The following is a 17526-nucleotide window of genomic DNA, read 5'->3' as shown; positions in this document are numbered from 1 at the left end:
ACCTCTATATATATTCTATAAAATCATATAGTTGGAGTATATTTTTTCATTGATGGTCCAAGCACGACTACGGGAAGCCAAGGTCCAAGGTATGGGCTGGAGTATGGGCTCCAATCGACAGATATCCAGCACAGGAAATGGTTCGCAAGAATTAGACTGGGTCAGTGGCATCTCGGTGACTGGGGTGATTTGGCGACGCCAACAGTCATGCAACAGACACTGCCGTCGAACAGCAGGCCGCCTAACGTAGAGCCCAGCGCAATTGATAGCTGAATGAGGCGTAATGCCGGATAAGGGGACACATCAGGCAACCTCCGCCTACTTCAGCGCCCCCGTTCATTCCGGACGGCGAGTCGAGTGGAGATGTGAAAGTTTCCAATCGTCGCCTTGCCTTGTCCATATTTGAGTGACCATCGCCTTGATCGGGACAAGTTTTTGATCAATGCGTCGTTATAACAACTGGTCCAAAGGTCCGTAGGACACTACCGCTTCGCCGAGAAACCGGTAATCCAAAGGCGCAGGGCGCGCAATCTTGAGCATTTTTATTTTTTTCGACAGGAATCCCAGATAATCTGGTTTTATTGTGGGAATACCCCGCAGATTGAACAAACAAAAGTTCCTCGCCAAATATCTGTTGCAGCGTTTCCAGATCGCCGTTCACTGTCGACTCACAACGCAGTGTTTCCAGTTTTTCGAGAACTTGCTTGATTGCCTGCTGGTTCATTTCCTAAATCCTCATGGTTTTGCATGACGCTAGGTTCTCTTAGAACAGCGCCAACGTGTAATCGATATTGACCCGCGTTTCGTCGACGTTTCGGAAGTAGTTGCTGGTGTAATGACCTTGTCGAAAACGAAACCCCACATCCTTCAACAGACCGGATTGCACGACGTAGGCGAGTTCGGAGGAGCGTTCGATTTCATTGCCCTTGCCATCACTGCTTCCGAGGTCCACATGCGAACCATCGATGTAGCGATACAGGAACGTCAGGCCAGGTATGCCGGCGGCGGCGAAGTTATAGAGGTAGCGTGCCTGCCAGACTCTTTCATGTGGATTGCTGAACTCTGAGACCAGCGACCCTTCGGTGATCACATTGACGTCTGTTCCGGCCAGGTAGGGCAGCGCCGTATCACCGGTCAGCCGCATCTGTCCAAAACTGGCAGTGTGACCGCCCAGGCTGTAGCTGAGGTTGTATTGATAAGTGCGGTTATCCACTCGCCCGGCCAGCGCATCACCATTTGCTTGACTGCCGTGGAAGCGCAAATCGGTTTTGAGCGTTCCCGACCCCAGCGAGAACGATTTGACCAACCCGACATAGTGCTGCTGGTAGATATTCTCCAACTGCGCGTAGTAATAGCTGGCCGTAGTGTCCGCGCCGATTTTCCAGTCGCCACCGGCGTAATCGAAATTCTTCGATTGGGCGCTGGAGTTGAACCGGCCAAATTGACTTGAGACGCGCATCGGTTCCCAGTTTGTTGAGTCACGCAGATTGATGCGATCAATTTTCCCCACGTGAAGGGTCAGGTCTTCCACGTCCTTTGAAGTCAGATCTACACCGCGAAAGCTCGGCGGGAACAACCTGGACGTCACAGGCAGAATGACGGGCAGAAAGGGGGCGACCTCCCCCACACGTAGCTCCGTGCGCGACAGCTTCATTTTTGCCGTTAATCCCGCCTCGGCGAATTCAGATTCTGGTTCGTGGCTTGATGAGCCATAAGGCAACAAGCCAGTGCCCGTGCGATCCGCAGAACTATCGAGTTTGAACCCGGCTCTGCTGGTGAGATCCAGGCCGAGCCCGACCTGCCCTTCGGTGTAGCCAGAGTTCAATTTAAGAATGAAACCTTGCGCCCATTCCTGAGCCTGGGATTGACCACTGCCGTCACGAAAATCGCGATCGAAATAATAGTTACGAATGAGAACGCTGCCGCTGCTGTCCTCCAGAAAACCCTGGGCCTGGACTTGTGTAGTCGCAACGATCAACGCAGCCTTTAACGCAATGCTATGTGTGTTTTTCATGCTCTTCTTGTTCTTTTTTTCAGGCGTGATTGAACACACTGCAAGTCTTGCTTGCAGTGTGTTTACGGGAGAAACATCTCAGACGTTGAGCGTTGAAACCGTACTTCTGGACAGGGTCAGGGTGATCAGTGCGCCGATCATGAGCAGGACAGCGGCATAGATCAACCCAGCGGTAAAGCTGTGGGTGAGGTCCTTGAGTACGCCGACCATCAAGGAGCTGACAATGGTCGCCGCATTGCCGAAAGCATTGATGAAAGCGATGCCGACGACCTTAGCGTGGGTCGACAGATTCTGATCGGAGAATGCCCAGAACACTGTCATTGCGCCAAATGCACCCGCCGAAGCCAGCGTGATCCCCATCAGTTGGAGAACCGGTGAATGAATCCAGGCCACACTCAACCACCCCAAGGCGCCTATCAATAGCGGAAACAGCGTATGCAGTTTGCGCTCCTGATACTTATCCGAATGCCAGCCCAACCACAGCATTGCCATGATCGTGAACAGTTGCGGTATCGCCACCAACACACCGGTGGTGACGTTATTACTGCCGGTGTTGAAACCGGCAATCATCTGCGGCCCCCAGATATTAACCATGCCCATGCTGGTGACCATACAAAAGTACAACAGCGCGAACTTGATGATGGCCGGTGACAGCAACTGGTGAATCAACTTCATGGAGTCGAATGTCTGACCTGAAACCCGGGCTTCTCGGCGATCTTTCTCCATCAGGTTGGCGAGTACGGTTTTTTCCTTATCCGACAGCCATTTCGCCTGGGCGGGATCATCATCCAGACGCAGCCACACCAACACACCGAGGAATACGCAGGGCAGACCTTCGAGCATGAACAGCCACTGCCAGCCCTTGAGGCCCAGAAGACCATCCAGGTCGAGCAGGAAACCCGAAACGATCGAGCCGAGCATAGCCGTCACAGGCATTGCAATCATGAACTTAGCATTGGCCCGTGAGCGGTGACTAGCGGGAAACCAGCGACTGATATACAGCAGCATGCCCGGCAAGAAACCCGCTTCGGTAATTCCTACCAGTACACGCAGCGCATACAGGCTGTACTCGTCTCGGGCGAACATTGTGCAGGTGGAAGCCACGCCCCAGGCCACCACGAGCAAGGCAATCCAGCGGCGCGCCCCGACTTTTTCCAGCATCAGATTGCTGGGAATGCCGCAGGTGATGTAGACGATATAGAACACCGTGTTGGCCAAGCCGAAGGCGGCAGCACTAAGGCCCAGGTCCTTACTCATGGAAGCCCCGGCGAAGCCGATGTTGATTCGGTCCAGGAAGGAAAACATGAACAGAATGAACAAGAATCCCAGCAATCGTCGGGACACCTTACTCATCACGGACGTGACCATTTGAATCTCTTCGGGATCATGAACAATCGTCGCCGAGTCCATCGTGATGGATTTCTGACTTTGCATTGTTGAGCACTCCGGCACGCTTCAGGCATGCATATTGTTTTTGTATCGGTGCTTCCGGGCGCGGGCGGCGCGTTGCATGTCGCCGCCCAGAACGGATCTTTCCGCTTAGGGGATCAGTGGTTGGCGGCCTGCCTCTGTCGCTGAGGTTCAATCGACGATCTCGTTCCGCCAGTAAAGGCGCGATCGAGAAGTGCGGTTATTTCCGAAGGGCTATGCGCCAGACCAAAGACATAGCGATCAGGGCGAACCAACACTGCACAGGCGCCGACGGACTGCAGCCATGCTTTGATAGCCTGCCCTTGCAACACGACGCATCGATGATCGCTCACCGCTGACGCCGCTTCTTCGGTCACCAGCAGGACATGTTGATAGCCAACATGGTTGTCGATCAACTCGCCATTCTCCAGGCTGAATTGCGGCGCGATCTGTGCGCAGACGCCTTGAGTGCATTCATCATGAGCGCCGGGGCCGAGCCTCGGTTCGGGTGTGCGGAAATTTTCGATCGCGCTGGATAACAGAGTGTCGCGGTCGGCAACGGCCTGCAGATCCGTCGTCTGGATGATTTCGCCAAAACGGACGGCGCCCTCAATAAACTCTTTCACATGCGGGCTGCGCTCCGACTCGTAGGTATCGAGCAGTGAATCCGCAGCGCTTCCGTTGATAACGTCGCGCAGCTTCCAGGCCAGATTGGCGGCGTCACGGATACCTGCGGCCATGCCCTGCCCCATGAAGGGCGGCGTTTGATGAGCCGCATCCCCGGCAAGCAACAACCGGCAATTACGCCACTGATGAGCAACCACGGAGTGAAACATGTAGATCGCCGACCGCTCGATCTCTGCGTCCCGGGGTGTAATCCAGCGCGCCAATTGCTGCCATAGCCATTCGGGGGTGTTGATCTTCGCCAGGTCATCGTCTGGCATGACCATGATCTCCCAGCGGCGGCGTTCACCCGCGCCACAGATGTAGGTGGACGGTCGTTGCGGGTCACAGTACTGGATCGAGTATTCGCCCAACTCGGGCATTGGCCGCTTTAACAGCAGATCCACGACCAGCCAGCGTTCGTGCAATTTCAGATCACTGAGCGACGAACCCATGAGCCGTCGGACCAGCGAGCGAGCACCGTCACATCCCACGACATAGCGCGCATTAGCGGCCAGTAGTTCACCGTTGCGCATGTTTTCATACTGGATACGGACGTGGTCTTCGTGTTGCGCGAGGGCGAAGACGTCATGACGCGTCTTGATGTTCAGTAGCGGGTTTTGCGTCAGTCGCTGGCGCAGTGCGTGCTCAAGTTCAGGTTGGTGAACCCGGTAGCAGGAACTCCAGCCATGGCTGCCGATTTCTGTGGGGCGCTGCCATTCGATCAACAGATCGCCCTGGGCATTCACGAACTTCATGCCAGGCGCCGCGCTGACCTGTTCCAGCAGCGTGTCGGCCAGGCCAATTGTCTGGAAGACTCGCATGCATTCAGCATCAAAACGGATCGCACGGGGCAGTTGCAACACATCCGCTTCGCGTTCCAGCACCAGCACTTTCAATTGCGACTGGGCCAACAGGTTGGCGAGTACGGCCCCCGTGGGCCCGAAGCCAATTATCGCGACGTCATATTCACAAGCGGAGGTATCGATAAGAGATTTATTGTTATTCATCATAATCACGTTGCCGATGGGCGGCCGCTAGGCAGGAAGCCGCGGCGCGCCGGGCCTTGCCCAAGGGTTAGAGTTCATTCTCCACGGTATTGACCAAAGTCCCGATTCGATCGACTTCGATCTCCACCACATCACCTGGCTTGAGGAATAACGGCGGTGTGCGTTTGAGGCCGATACCGCCTGGCGTGCCGGTCACGATGACGTCACCCGGGCTCAATGGCGTGAATGTCGAGATGTAGGCGATCAACTTGGGAATGCTGTGAATGAGCTGCGGCGTGGTGGCGCGCTGCAACTCTACGCCGTTGAGTCGGGTGACCAGTGTCATCTCGGCATTCGCCGGAATTTCATCGGCGGTGACCATCCACGGCCCGAAGCTGCCCGTGCGATAGAAGTTTTTCCCCGGCCCCCACTGCGCCGTATGCAGCTGCCAGTCTCGAATCGAACCATCGTTGTAGCAGGCATAACCGGCGATGTGATCCCAGGACTCCTCTTCACTGATACGGCGACCGCCCTTGCCAATGATGATTGCGATCTCGCCTTCGTAGTCGAATTTCTCCGATTCACCAGGGCGCAACATGGGCTGGTTGTGGCCCACTTGTGAGGCTGGGACGCGCATGAAAATCATGGGGCGTTCGGTGGACTGACGCTGGGTTTCGGCAACGTGGTCGGCGTAATTCAGGCCGATGCAAAAAATTTGCTCCGGGTTCGGAATCACCGGCAAAAGCACCACATCGTCGAGACGATACTCAGGTATACCTTTGCCGACTTCTGCGGCTGCCAGAGCGAAAGCGTCGGCTCCGATCAAGTCCTTGAGGTCTGCGTAACTTCCTGCCAGACGCAGGCCCAGATCATAGACATTGCCATCCTCGACCACGCCGAAGCTTGCCTTGCCAGAGACTTCGAAGCTCACCAGTTTCATATCGACCACCACCTTTTGTTTTATCAAATAACGATAATTTGTTGAGCAAATCCTGCACTCAAGCTAGATTAACGTCAACACAATTATTAAATGGTGATAAAAATGACGAAAAAATCAGGTCTTTCTTTCAATCACATGGGCATTTACGTCCATGACCTCGCCAACATGGAAGGCTTCTACACGCAATTCCTGGGCTTCTCCGTGACTGACCGCGGATCGCTTCAAGGCCCACAGGGACTGGTCAACCTGGTCTTTCTCAGCCGCGACCCTCGCACGCACCATCAAATTGTCCTGGCCAGCGGTAGACCCGCCGAGATCCCCTACAACCCCATCAATCAGATCTCACTGTCCGCCGATTCGCTGAGCACCCTGAAAGAGATTCATCGGAAATTTATCGCGTCGGGAGCCCCCGATATTGACGCGATTACCCACGGCAATGCGATTTCGTTTTACGTGCGAGACCCGGAAGGCAACCGTCTTGAACTGTTCATCGACACACCCTGGTACGTCAGCCAACCGATGAAAGTTCCGGTGGACATGAACTTGGGCGACGAGGCATTGATGGGCTTTGTCGAGCAGCATGCGCGCTCGCTGCCGGGGTTCTGCCCGAGAGATGAATGGGAGAAAAAAATGGAACGTTTGATGAGCATTCAATGACCATCCCGAACGACGCCAGGCGCTACAATGAGATTTTTCTCTGGAGCCTGCATGACCAGCCTTAGCCGCATGCTCTCGGTACTGAACCTGTTCAGTGCCGAGCAGCCGAAACTAGACGCCGAGCAGATTTCCGACGCCATCGGTTGCTCGACGCCGACGGGTTATCGCTACGTCAAGGAGCTGATGCAAGCGGGTCTATTGCAACGTCTCAACGGCGGTTCTTACGCACTGGGGCCGCGGATCGCTTTGCTGGATTACATCATCCGCAGCTCTGATCCGCTGCTGGAGATCAGCATTGCAATCATGCGTGAACTGGTCGAGAAAACCGACTGCCGCTGCATTCTGTCGAGAATGGACGGCCCCGTTTTTCTCGATTTGCACCATGAAGGCGTGCCCCAGGATCTGCAACTGACCTACGGTCGAGGCCGACCTCGCCCGCTGTTCAAGGGCAGCGCCCCCAAAGTGATCATCGCCAACCTACCGGCGCGCAGGCTGCGCAGCCTTTATGATCAACACGTCGAAGAAATCGGCCAAATTGATCTGGGAACGACCTGGAAAGATTTTCAGGAAACAATGTCCCGGATCCGCCGCGAAGGTTTTTACATTTCCAATGGTGAGCTGGAGGCCGGCATCTCATCCATTTCCGTACCGGTCAAACTCTCGGCCAAGGATAGTTATGCGGCGTTGGCCCTTGTCACTTCGACCACGCGGTTCGAGCTGATCGACCAGAACAAACTGTTGGAGCTCATGCGCCAGGCATCGCAGCAAATTACTGAACGAGCAGCGGCTGCCGGCGTGCTCGAAGCACCTTGATCAACTGTAAATCAAAACCGGTAGACAGAAAAAAGGCACTGACGATAATCGCCAGTGCCTTTTTTGTACCCGTAAGAACCGCTACCGCGATGACAACATGAAGGCATCGTATTCCAGGTCTTCCAGCGCCGTGGACAGACGGTGTAACCGGATGAAGAACAGTTGCAGCCCGCCCGTGAGAGTCAACGAGCTGCCATCATGTACGTCACTGTGACCAAAAACTGCCCGACCAGTGCATTCGGTAACAGCAAGCCCAGGCTGATGATCTTCTATCTTCCGCCAGCTTTCACTGGTGCACTAAGCGTCCGGCCAACTGTAAGAACACCTTGATGGCAGTGAGTGCTGCGGATTGCTCGGAGTTCAGTTGCAGTGCCATACAGCTCAATCCATTCCTTTACACATATAGAGGGTGGCTATTGGCGCCGACGCCGAATTGACCTAGGTGCCAAAGCAAGACTGACCCAACTCCATTCGGCAGAAATCCAGCACAGGAATTGGTTCGCGAGGAATCAGACTGAGTCAGTGGCATCTAGGTAACTTGGTCAATTCAGCGTCGGCGCCAACAGACAATCGCTGGCAAGCGTTCGTGCGTTGGTGTCGGTCAGATGATGGTCCCAATTACAACGATGCGAATCAGATCGATCGACAGATCACTGCTGGACTCGCTTAGAAACTGCAGGTCGTGACGTTCAACGGGCAACTAGCGTTGCTCACGATGCAAGTCGCAAAATTGCACCGGAACCACTGAACCGAAATACGTATATTTCTATACCGAGCACTCCTGCATGTTATGGCGCTGAATCAGCTAGTATTGAGGGCGATACTGATAGTGGTGATGCGGATGCAGATCGAGTGATAAGAAGCAAGCGCGCGGATGCTTCCGCGATGAATATGAGAAACGCCCAACAACAAAAACAAGAAATAATAGGTCCCTCATTATGAAAACTTCAAATAACCCAATACAAACTTCAGCTCCCGACGAAGAAGACTTTGAGCTAATAGAGACACCTCCTGCTACCTGGAAAACATATTTAGGGTATTTTCTCGGACCGCTAGCGTCACTTCCCACAACCTATCTTCTTCACTCTCTCTTACATAACTTTATAAATTACTCAGCCGCTAGGGTGATACAGCCATGAACTTGACAAGAACAGCACTAGAGCAGGACATTATAGATTACATTGATGACGTTCAAGAAATCCACGAGAAGGCGCTCCTGTATTTCAATACCATGTCGGAAATAAGAGTGCTTTTATTAAGGATGCAAGATAGGACTCAAGAACTGCAAGAACGACTTATCTTCCAACACATGCCCGAAACCGCAGCACAAAAACTTTATGCTTCAAGCGAAGAAACAGACGGAGATAAAACCAACAACAAAACCTCTAGCCCTTTTAAGAAGGCACCCTCCAAAATTGAAGAATTCGGAATGAAGAAATAAAAAAGCGGCTAGTAGCCGCTTTTTTTAACGAACCCAACTAACACTGTCTTATCGATAGTTATTAACGTGCGAAATTAATGCTTGTGCAATTACTTCCCCCAATCTTACCGGCACGGCATTTCCAATAAGTCGCCCCATCTTATTGAATCTAATTGGGGTCCCTGAAGGTACAAATTTATAGTTGGCAGGAAACGTTTGAAGCATAGCAGCCTCTCTTAGGGAGATCGCCCTACTTTGCTCAGGATGTCCAAACCTCCCATTCCCAAACCCGAAACATTGAGTAGTTATTGTCGGACCTGGCTTATCCCATTCCATCCGGCCATAAACACTAGGATACGTAGCACCGGTAGCTTTTTTATGGCAAGCCGCCTGCAATTCCTCTGGCCAATCCCTCCATGTTCCACCGGGGGTTGAGGCTTCAATTCGCCTTAAGTTCAGCTCACTTAATGAAGAGGCATAATGCATAGCATCAGAGGAATCTTTTTCCCCGGCACGAATTGAAGGAAGTCCCGCAATCGTATCTCTTACAGTAACGGCCTTGCTATGTGTGGGCTCCAACTTTAAACCTACACTGCCGAGTCGAGACGCAAGGAGAACTAATCGTTTTCGTGTCTGAGGTATACCATACAAAGAGCAATCAACCACCGCCCACCATGTATGATAACCTTTCAGGCTTTTTACAAAGTCTTGAAAAACATTATGGTCTGCTAGCTGTGGAACATTTTCCATCGCAACCAGATCTGGCTTTAGTTTATTTACTAAACTCCCGAAAGCCAGAGCTAACGGCCATTGCGTTTCATACTGGCTATTACGACCACTGCGGCTGTATGTCGAAAATGGCTGGCAAGGAGCGCATCCGGCTAACAAACTGAAATCGGACTGACTCAGATAAGGTCGAATTTCACTCGCTTGCAAGAGGCTAACATCGCGCTCGATGAACTGCGCCGCGTTATTTTCTTCAAATGGAAACCGGCTGTTGGGATCTAAGTCTACCCCTGCGGCAACTTGAATCCCACCACGTACTAGCCCATGCGTAAGCCCGCCAACACCGCAAAACAAATCTACAGCTGAAATTTTCACATCTGTTTGTATATCAATTTGCACTAACTGATTCAAGCTGGTCGCCGCTCAGGAATAAGAAATTCATGTTTCTCAACATAATTACAAAAACAAGATATCACTTCGCGAAGGTAACTCACGGTCTTATCTTTAAGTTCAGCCAAGCGCATTACTGTTTCATACTCTGCGCATTCGGTAAAAGAGATGGATCCATGGGCAAGCCTATTGCGCAACCGCTTGACTAGAGCCAACGGCCCTAAGTCATCTCTAAATGGGCGCTTAACATCATCGTAGATTTTCTTCTTAACTTTTAGCTTAAAACCTAAGCGTTTGCTTATTGCCTCTATCTCGTTATCATCCCAATTCCCTCCACCGCCCTTTTCTATAGAGAACTCGGCTATAGGATCTGGAGAGATCAACTGCGCGCACAACTTCAGAGCACACTCCAATCGATGTTCAGGAGTCAGTTCGGTATGCGTTCTAGCAGTTAACCGAATCCACTCCCGCAACAATTGATCACTTAGGTGCTGTGGCCCCCATGTTGCTTCGTTTGTGGTCGCCGTAGCCACGAAATCAATGCATAGAGTCATTGTCGACTCCACCAAGTTATAAAGCTGCAAATAAACACTAGAGTACAATATTTTTTGCTGCTGCGTGGTAATAGGGTGTGCTGCACCCTCAAATTTGGGTGGTCCCTGCTGCGCGACACCTTGCATCACCTGGAGAAAATCCAGATAAGTTTCAACCTCTGACAGCCGTTCCTCAAATGCTGCAATCAACTCGTCCATATTAATTGCCTAACAATTTTCTTTGAACAAAACTGATCCTTTCGCGCAAGCGAGCTACTGCGTTCGCGCCGTCGGAGCCTGTAACTTTTATAAATTCCGCTTCATTCAACCAATTAACATTTATAGCTCGCTTTTTAGCAATAGCTGGCTTTTCGCTAAGAGCATGCCTTGAACCGATAGCAATCGCTTCAAATCGAGCGCGTGGAGTAGCATTCCCAGTTGCGGTCTTCCGAAATCCATATGGGAAAAACTTATCTACAAACTCCATCGTGTCGTTGAAGATCTTTTTGTATTTCTTGCTAAGAAGAGGAGTTTTTTCGAAACTCTTATTCATCGCTTTGACATAATCAAAAAGAAACTCCGAGGGACGGTCTCTGTATCCATCAAGTCCATCGCCATAGGCAAAAAACCTAGTAACCAAATCTTCACGCCCTCTCTCATCAGCATTTTTACGGGACACTGGCGCAAGTTTCTTAAGAATATCGGTTTCCGCAAGCTCTATTACGAGATTCATGAACGGCCCGGCAAGAGCCCCCCTGCGAACCTCTGCTTTATTCGCAATCTTGCTTCCAGTATTAATCCGTTCAAACAGATCGAATCGAGCCTGTTCGTCTGCATGCTCATTCAAAACAATACCGCGAATCGATCTATTATGAATCTTACGTTGTCTAGACGGAGGCAAATCCGTAAACACAAAATTTGATAAGTGGGTTAAACTTTCTAACTCGTTAAGCCGGAAATTACCGTGAACAAACTCCTCAATGGTACGCAACCGCTGAGAACCATCTACGATTTCCAACTTCCCATCCGGCATTTCCCAAAAAAACAGGAATGGTATTGGCAGCCCAAGGAGTAGAGACTCAATAAATCGAGATTTTCGCTCACTTTCCCAAGTGAACTCACGTTGATATGAAGGGACAACGAAGTCGTTTTCATGCATTTTTTTAGCTAGCAACTCGATTGAGTATTCAGTTAAGTAGAACTCAATACGCTTTGAAAGCTCGACAATTTGTGCTTCTGCACTCGCCACCTCTTGCGCGGTTTTTGTCGGTTGCTGTCTCGGACTTCTCATATACGCTCAAATTTTGAAGTGTCGTTGATAGTTCAACGCTCATTGATCCTTGGCACTTTATTTACGCAATTGCCCGGACCTAGCGGTGACTCCCTGTGCGCTGCCAGCTTAGGCTCCATAAGCTAAATTCGCGGGCATGGTACAAAACGCTGTCTACGATATCACACCAATCAGTAGCCTTTTAGCGACCCGGGGCATTTTGATTTCCCCCTCCTCTCTGCTGTCAAATGCGGCAAGAAATCTCAAGGAGTTCCAGCTTCCACTATCAGCGCATCCTGTTAAACCTATGCGTTATGAGGACTGTCTTGCGTTCGCGGCCAGTAGATACCAATGAGGACGCCTGAAGCGGGAAAGTCGAGCAGATAGCACCCGACATGTGCGGGCGACAATCTAGCTGAGGTGTGACCGGAAGGCATTCGCCCAAACAAAAAACCCGCACCATGCTAAAGCATGATGCGGGTTCAGTGGGATCGTGGTGGGATCACGGTTCCCTTGCAAGCCCTATCAGATTCTTTCAAAAAAACGTAAGTCACTGATAAGGCTATAAATAATGGCGGAGAGATAGGGATTCGAACCCTAGGTACCGGTGAAGGTACAACGGATTTCGAATCCGTCCCATTCGGCCACTCTGGCATCTCTCCAACGGCGCGCATCATAACAACACTTTCGTCGGAAGCGAACCCCCTTGGCGAAATATTTCTGTGCTATCAGATGCTTGCGTCGATTAAAGCGGTACGCCCAGACGATTGGCGACTTCTTCGTAGGCTTCGATGACGTCACCAAGGCCCTGACGGAAGCGGTCCTTGTCCATTTTCTTGCCGGTAGCCTTGTCCCACAGGCGGCAGCCGTCCGGGCTGAATTCGTCACCCAGGACGATGCTGCCGTCGTGGAATACGCCGAACTCAAGTTTGAAGTCGACCAGCAGCAGGCCAGCGTCGTCGAACAGCTTGCTCAGCACTTCGTTGACCTTGAGCGACAATTCTTTCATGCGAACCAATTGCTCAGCCGTGCCCCAACCGAAAGCCACGACGTGGGATTCGTTGATGAACGGGTCGCCCTTGGCGTCGTCCTTGAGGAACAGTTCGAAGGTGTAAGGGTTGAGCTTCATGCCCTCTTCCACGCCCAGACGCTTGACCAGGCTGCCGGCGGCATAGTTACGCACGACGCATTCGACCGGAATCATGTCCAGCTTCTTGACCAGGCATTCGTTGTCGCCCAGCAGCTTGTCGAATTGGGTCGGTACGCCGGCCGCTTCGAGTTTCTGCATGATGAAGGCGTTGAACTTGTTGTTCACCATGCCTTTGCGGTCGAGCTGCTCGATGCGCTTGCCGTCGAACGCCGAGGTGTCGTTGCGAAACAGCAGGATCAAGCGGTTAGCGTCATCGGTCTTGTAAACCGATTTGGCTTTGCCGCGGTAGAGTTCTTCACGTTTTTCCATGATGGGCTCCGCTTGCTAAGTAGATGGGCTAGGCGATATGTCGCCAGTCGAGCCCTGAATCTTGATCGGCCAGTTGCAGCCAGTCCGGGTCGCACCCGAGGGTGTCGACAAAACATTGCCGGGCCAGCTGCGGCAGGTTGTTCTTGCTGCTCAGATGGGCCAGGACCAGGTGTTGCAGGCCTTGCCAGCCCAACTCGGACACCAGGAATGCCGCCTGGTGGTTATTCAAATGTCCCAGCTCACCGCCAACCCGCTGCTTGAGAAAGTACGGATAATGACCCCGAGCCAGCATGTCACGGCAATGATTGGACTCGATCATCAATGCATCGAGGTCCCGATAGCCCTCCAGCACCTTGTCACAATAGGACCCCAGGTCGGTCAACAGGCCGAAGCGCCGCTCACCATCACTGAACACGTATTGCGTCGGCTCTTGCGCATCGTGGGCCACGGCGATGACACCAATGCTCAAGTCACCGATTTGCAGCTGCTCGCCGCCTGCCAGAAGGCCCGCAGGCTCAATCGGTTTGCGCATCCCGCGCAGGGTTCCGCGACTGAGGTAGACAGGCAGATTGTAACGCCGAGACAGCAAACCCACGCCATGCACGTGGTCGGCATGTTCGTGGGTCACGAGTATCGCGCTCAACTGCGCCGGGTTCACACCCAGGCGCAGCAAGCGTTTTTCGGTTTCCCGCAGGGAGAAACCACAATCTACCAGCACGTACGTATCAGCGCTGGCTATCAGCGTGCCGTTCCCTTGGCTACCGCTGCCGAGAACGGCAAAACGCATGTCATCAGCCCAAATTGTCCTGAATCACGCTCAACACTTTGCGCGCTACATCAGCAGGCGCGACGGTGTTGATGTTTTTCTCGACGGTAACCTGGATGTTCTCGCCGACCTTGCTCAGGCGAACCTGATAACGCTCGGCACGGGCTTCAACTTCTTCCTTGTTCGGCGCGCTGCCGAACAAGCTGCTGAAGAAGCCAGGCTTGTCGTCTTTCTTCTCGGCTTTTTCCGCCAGGTTGATGTAGTACAGGCCCAGGCTGCGGTTGATGTCTTCAACGCGCCATTCACCCTGTTCCAGCGCACGACCGACACTCGACCAGGCACGATCCAGATCGGTACCGACGTTCAGCACCGGGTTACCGCTGCCGTCCTCGCTCAGGCTCACACGGCTAGGCGCATCGAAATCTCGCGAAGCCAGCATGGAAACCGAACCGCCCTTCTCCGAGATGCGGCTCATGCTCGCGAGCATGTCGTCGACCAGGGCCGCGTCCAGACCGGTATTGACCGAACGGTTGGTGAAATCGACGTCGGCGGTGCTGCCGGCGGGCCGCTCGGCGCTGACCACATAGACTTCACTGGTGTTGCGTTGCACGCCCGGCTCGATGCGCACGCGCACTCGGGTTTCGCTGTCGGTGCTGACACCGGCCGCACTCAGACGCTTGGCCATGGCTGCCGACAGTTCATCGGAATGTTGCCAGGTGGTAGTGAATTCGCCGGTTTGCGGACGCTGCTCATCCAGGCGGTACCCATTGTCCTGGAAGAACTGAACGGCCACGGGCCAGACTTCGGCCGGCGGGTTTTGCGCCAGGATCGAGCGCGAGTCACCGCTCTTCTGCAAGGAATACGCACTGGCGTTAGCCGCCGCCGTCAACGGTTGCGGTCGAGGAACGATGTATTCACCCTTGACGGTGTCATCGGCTACGTTGCGCGGGATCGGCAGCAACGGGTCCAGACGCTTGGCGGAGGTGATGTCCGGCGGCAATTGCATCGGTGCAGTCTGTTGCGCTTCCAGGTAGTCGCTACCACGGTCACGGAAATAACCTTCCGGGCCCCAGACCCATCCACAGCCACTCGTGCTGGAGATGATCAAGGCAAGTGCGGAAAGTCCGGCCATTCGCTTCATGCGTTGTACTTCCTCAATTAAACCAGGACGCTGCACTGGCGCAGGGCCGTGCGAAGCGTTTCATGACAGGGTGCGCTCAGCCAGGTCAGCGGCAAGCGAATGCCTTCGTGCATCAGGCCCATTTCGACCAAGGCCCACTTCACCGGAATCGGGTTGGCCTCGATGAACAGGTCCTTGTGCAACGGCATCAGTTTTTCGTTGATGGCGCGTGCAGTCTCGGCGTCACCCTTGAGCGCGGCCTCGCACAGGTCTGCCATTTCGCGCGGAGCGACGTTGGCGGTAACGGAAATGTTGCCCTTGCCACCCAGCAGGATCAGCTCAACCGCGGTCGGATCATCACCGGACAACACGATGAAATCCTTGCTTACGCCATCAAGGATGGCCTTCGCACGCTTCAGGTCGCCAGTCGCTTCCTTGATGCCGATGATGTTTGGCACGGTGGAAAGACGGATCACGGTCTCCGCCTGCATGTCGCAGGAGGTACGGCCAGGCACGTTGTAGAGGATCTGCGGGATATCGACGGATTCGGCAATGTGCTTGAAATGCAGGTACAGGCCTTCCTGGGTCGGCTTGTTGTAATACGGTACGACCAGCAGGCAGGCGTCGGCGCCGGCCTCTTTGGCGTTACGGGTCAACTCGACAGCTTCGCGGGTCGAGTTGGCGCCGGTACCGGCAATTACCGGGATACGGCCGTTGACTTGCTTGACCACGGCACGGATGACTTCGATATGTTCGTTTACATCGAGGGTTGCCGATTCGCCGGTAGTGCCGACGGCAACAATGGCATGGGTGCCGTTTTCAAGGTGGAAGTCCACGAGTTTGCTGAGGCTGTCCCAGTCAAGACGCCCTTGTGCATCCATGGGTGTGACCAGTGCCACCATACTGCCCGCAATCATGAAACCGCTCCTGCCGGAAAAAGAGAGCGGTAATGGTACTGGCGCCAAGATGCTTGCACAAGCGAAGTACTGCGCTGCCGCCATTCCCCTTGGCGCCGCTTTTCGCTACCCTTCAGACTTTGATCGGTACTGACAAGCTCGTCCGTCGGGTTTCAGCCTCCATTTTCGGCATCACAAGCCCCATTCCAGCGTTGCCACTCCTCGCTCCTGCCATACTGGAGCACGTGCAACCAGCGCGTGAGGCTTTCTGAATTCGCATCCGCAGGCTTGCTCACGAAAAATACAGCCCTGAATGTACCGACCGCTCATCGCTTTAGGAATGCTGCATGTCCACCCCCACAGTTCGCGAACAATTCCTTGTCATCAGTGCCCTCGGCGCCAACCCCATGGAGCTGACCAACGTCCTGTGCCGCGCCAGCCATGAAAACCGCTGCGCCGTGGTCACCTCCCGGCTGACCCGTCACGGCGAATGCAGTGCACTCGTACTGGAAATCACCGGCAGTTGGGATGCACTGGCACGCCTTGAAGGCAGCCTCCCCATCCTGGCCAAGCGACACGCATTCACCGTCAACGTGGTGCGCAGCGCCGCCCTGGAAAACCGCCCGCAAGCCCTGCCGTACGTCGCTTACGTCAGCTCGGCCTACCGCTCGGACATCATCAACGAGCTCTGCCAGTTCTTCACCGACCACAACGTCGAACTGGAAAACCTGACCTGCGATACCTATCAGGCACCGCAAACCGGCGGCACCATGCTCAATGCCACGTTTACCGTGACCCTGCCGGCGGGTGTGCAGATCAGCTGGCTGCGTGATCAATTCCTGGACTTCGCTGACGCGTTGAACCTTGATGCCCTGATCGAGCCGTGGCGCCCACAGAACCCAATGTAAGGAAGCTTTCATGGCCGTTGCCATCGACCAACCGGTTGCCGATTTCGAAGCGCCCGCGACCAGCGGGCAGACCGTCAGCCTCTCGGGTCTGAAGGGCAAGCAGGTGGTGCTCTATTTCTATCCGAAGGACAGCACGCCAGGCTGCACCACTCAGGGCCAGGGCTTCAGGGATCAACTGGACGCTTTCAAAGCGGCTAACACCGAAGTGTTCGGCGTATCTCGCGACAGCCTGAAGTCCCACGAAAACTTCAAGACCAAGCAAGCCTTTACGTTCGAGCTGATCAGCGACAAAGAAGAAGCGCTTTGCCAACTGTTTGATGTGATCAAGCTGAAAAAGCTCTATGGCAAGGAATACATGGGCGTGGATCGCAGCACGTTCCTGATCGACAAGGATGGCGTGCTACGTCAGGAATGGCGCGGCGTGAAGGTGCCCGGGCATGTTGATGCTGTATTGGCTGCAGCTCAGGCATTGAATAAAGCCTGATTCTTAAAAGATCGCAGCCTGCGACAGCTCCTACGGGATTACGCATTTCCCGGTAGGAGCTGCCGCAG

Annotated in this window: 17 protein-coding genes and 1 tRNA gene; 5 read left to right on the top strand and 13 right to left on the bottom strand. The window is 53.6% G+C overall.

All coding sequences use genetic code 11. The features are described 5' to 3' along the window. Positions 1–439: 439 nt before the first annotated feature. From AD668_RS29400 to AD668_RS06285, 5 genes are all read right to left on the bottom strand, one after another. A complete protein-coding gene (locus AD668_RS29400) occupies positions 440–724 on the bottom strand; it encodes a hypothetical protein (protein ID WP_156322306.1) in 285 nt (94 codons plus the stop codon). Between the two features lie 39 nt (positions 725–763). Then, positions 764–2014, bottom strand: coding sequence for an OprD family porin (locus tag AD668_RS06300; protein WP_053155781.1), 1251 nt, complete (start codon positions 2012–2014; stop codon positions 764–766). Positions 2015–2092: 78 nt separating this feature from the next. Beyond that, a complete protein-coding gene (locus AD668_RS06295) occupies positions 2093–3448 on the bottom strand; it encodes an MFS transporter (RefSeq protein WP_256220572.1) in 1356 nt (451 codons plus the stop codon). Between the two features lie 113 nt (positions 3449–3561). After that, positions 3562–5097 carry a bifunctional 3-(3-hydroxy-phenyl)propionate/3-hydroxycinnamic acid hydroxylase gene (locus AD668_RS06290; RefSeq protein WP_053155779.1) on the bottom strand — a complete coding sequence of 512 codons (1536 nt, stop codon included), beginning with the start codon at positions 5095–5097 and terminating at the stop codon, positions 3562–3564. Between the two features lie 67 nt (positions 5098–5164). Further along, positions 5165–6016, bottom strand: coding sequence for a fumarylacetoacetate hydrolase family protein (locus AD668_RS06285; RefSeq protein ID WP_053155777.1), 852 nt, complete (start codon positions 6014–6016; stop codon positions 5165–5167). A gap of 102 nt (positions 6017–6118) precedes the next feature. Between AD668_RS06285 and AD668_RS06280 the strand changes: the two genes are divergently transcribed. The 3 genes from AD668_RS06280 to AD668_RS06270 all read left to right on the top strand — a co-directional run bounded on the left by AD668_RS06280 (position 6119) and on the right by AD668_RS06270 (position 8927). After that, the gene (locus tag AD668_RS06280; RefSeq protein ID WP_218187250.1) at positions 6119–6673 is read left to right on the top strand and encodes a VOC family protein; all 555 of its coding nucleotides are present in this window, start codon (positions 6119–6121) and stop codon (positions 6671–6673) included. 51 nt (positions 6674–6724) lie between these two features. Then, the gene (locus AD668_RS06275) at positions 6725–7486 is read left to right on the top strand and encodes an IclR family transcriptional regulator (RefSeq protein WP_053155773.1); all 762 of its coding nucleotides are present in this window, start codon (positions 6725–6727) and stop codon (positions 7484–7486) included. A gap of 1135 nt (positions 7487–8621) precedes the next feature. Then, entirely contained in the window at positions 8622–8927 is a 306-nt protein-coding gene (locus AD668_RS06270; RefSeq protein WP_053155771.1) for a hypothetical protein, read from the top strand. A gap of 48 nt (positions 8928–8975) precedes the next feature. On the opposite strand, the gene AD668_RS28600 is transcribed toward AD668_RS06270, so the two are convergent. The 8 genes from AD668_RS28600 to dapA all read right to left on the bottom strand — a co-directional run bounded on the left by AD668_RS28600 (position 8976) and on the right by dapA (position 16087). Next, entirely contained in the window at positions 8976–10043 is a 1068-nt protein-coding gene (locus AD668_RS28600; protein WP_256220571.1) for a DNA cytosine methyltransferase, read from the bottom strand. Then, positions 10040–10774 carry an MAE_28990/MAE_18760 family HEPN-like nuclease gene (locus AD668_RS06265; protein WP_053155769.1) on the bottom strand — a complete coding sequence of 245 codons (735 nt, stop codon included), beginning with the start codon at positions 10772–10774 and terminating at the stop codon, positions 10040–10042. Before AD668_RS06265 ends, AD668_RS28600 begins: the two co-directional genes overlap by 4 nt. A gap of 1 nt (position 10775) precedes the next feature. Then, on the bottom strand, positions 10776–11846 hold the full coding sequence (locus AD668_RS06260; RefSeq protein WP_053155767.1) for a DUF262 domain-containing protein: 1071 nt from the start codon (positions 11844–11846) through the stop codon (positions 10776–10778). Positions 11847–12397: 551 nt separating this feature from the next. Next, positions 12398–12487, bottom strand: a tRNA-Ser gene (locus AD668_RS06255). An 83-nt stretch (positions 12488–12570) separates the two neighbouring features. Next, positions 12571–13284, bottom strand: coding sequence for a phosphoribosylaminoimidazolesuccinocarboxamide synthase (purC, locus tag AD668_RS06250; RefSeq protein WP_007944067.1), 714 nt, complete (start codon positions 13282–13284; stop codon positions 12571–12573). A 28-nt stretch (positions 13285–13312) separates the two neighbouring features. Then, positions 13313–14071, bottom strand: coding sequence for an MBL fold metallo-hydrolase (locus AD668_RS06245; protein WP_053155766.1), 759 nt, complete (start codon positions 14069–14071; stop codon positions 13313–13315). Positions 14072–14075: 4 nt separating this feature from the next. After that, positions 14076–15191: an outer membrane protein assembly factor BamC gene (gene bamC, locus AD668_RS06240; protein WP_053155764.1), complete on the bottom strand. Its 1116-nt coding sequence runs from the start codon at positions 15189–15191 to the stop codon at positions 14076–14078. A 17-nt stretch (positions 15192–15208) separates the two neighbouring features. Next, positions 15209–16087 (bottom strand): 4-hydroxy-tetrahydrodipicolinate synthase, encoded by an 879-nt coding sequence (dapA, locus tag AD668_RS06235; protein ID WP_053155762.1) that lies wholly within the window; start codon positions 16085–16087, stop codon positions 15209–15211. 326 nt (positions 16088–16413) lie between these two features. Between dapA and AD668_RS06225 the strand changes: the two genes are divergently transcribed. Together AD668_RS06225 and AD668_RS06220 are read left to right on the top strand one after the other, a co-directional pair. Next, complete coding sequence (locus AD668_RS06225) at positions 16414–16974, top strand: glycine cleavage system protein R (RefSeq protein ID WP_053155761.1); 561 nt, start codon at positions 16414–16416, stop codon at positions 16972–16974. Positions 16975–16984: 10 nt separating this feature from the next. Continuing rightward, positions 16985–17458 (top strand): peroxiredoxin, encoded by a 474-nt coding sequence (locus AD668_RS06220; protein WP_053155759.1) that lies wholly within the window; start codon positions 16985–16987, stop codon positions 17456–17458. The last annotated feature ends 68 nt before the right edge of the window (positions 17459–17526 follow it).

The organism is Pseudomonas sp. P1.8 (assembly GCF_001269805.1).
Lineage (GTDB): Bacteria > Pseudomonadota > Gammaproteobacteria > Pseudomonadales > Pseudomonadaceae > Aquipseudomonas.
The sequence above is the reverse complement of the archived record's forward strand: the minus strand, read 5'-3'. Positions and strand labels throughout refer to the sequence as shown.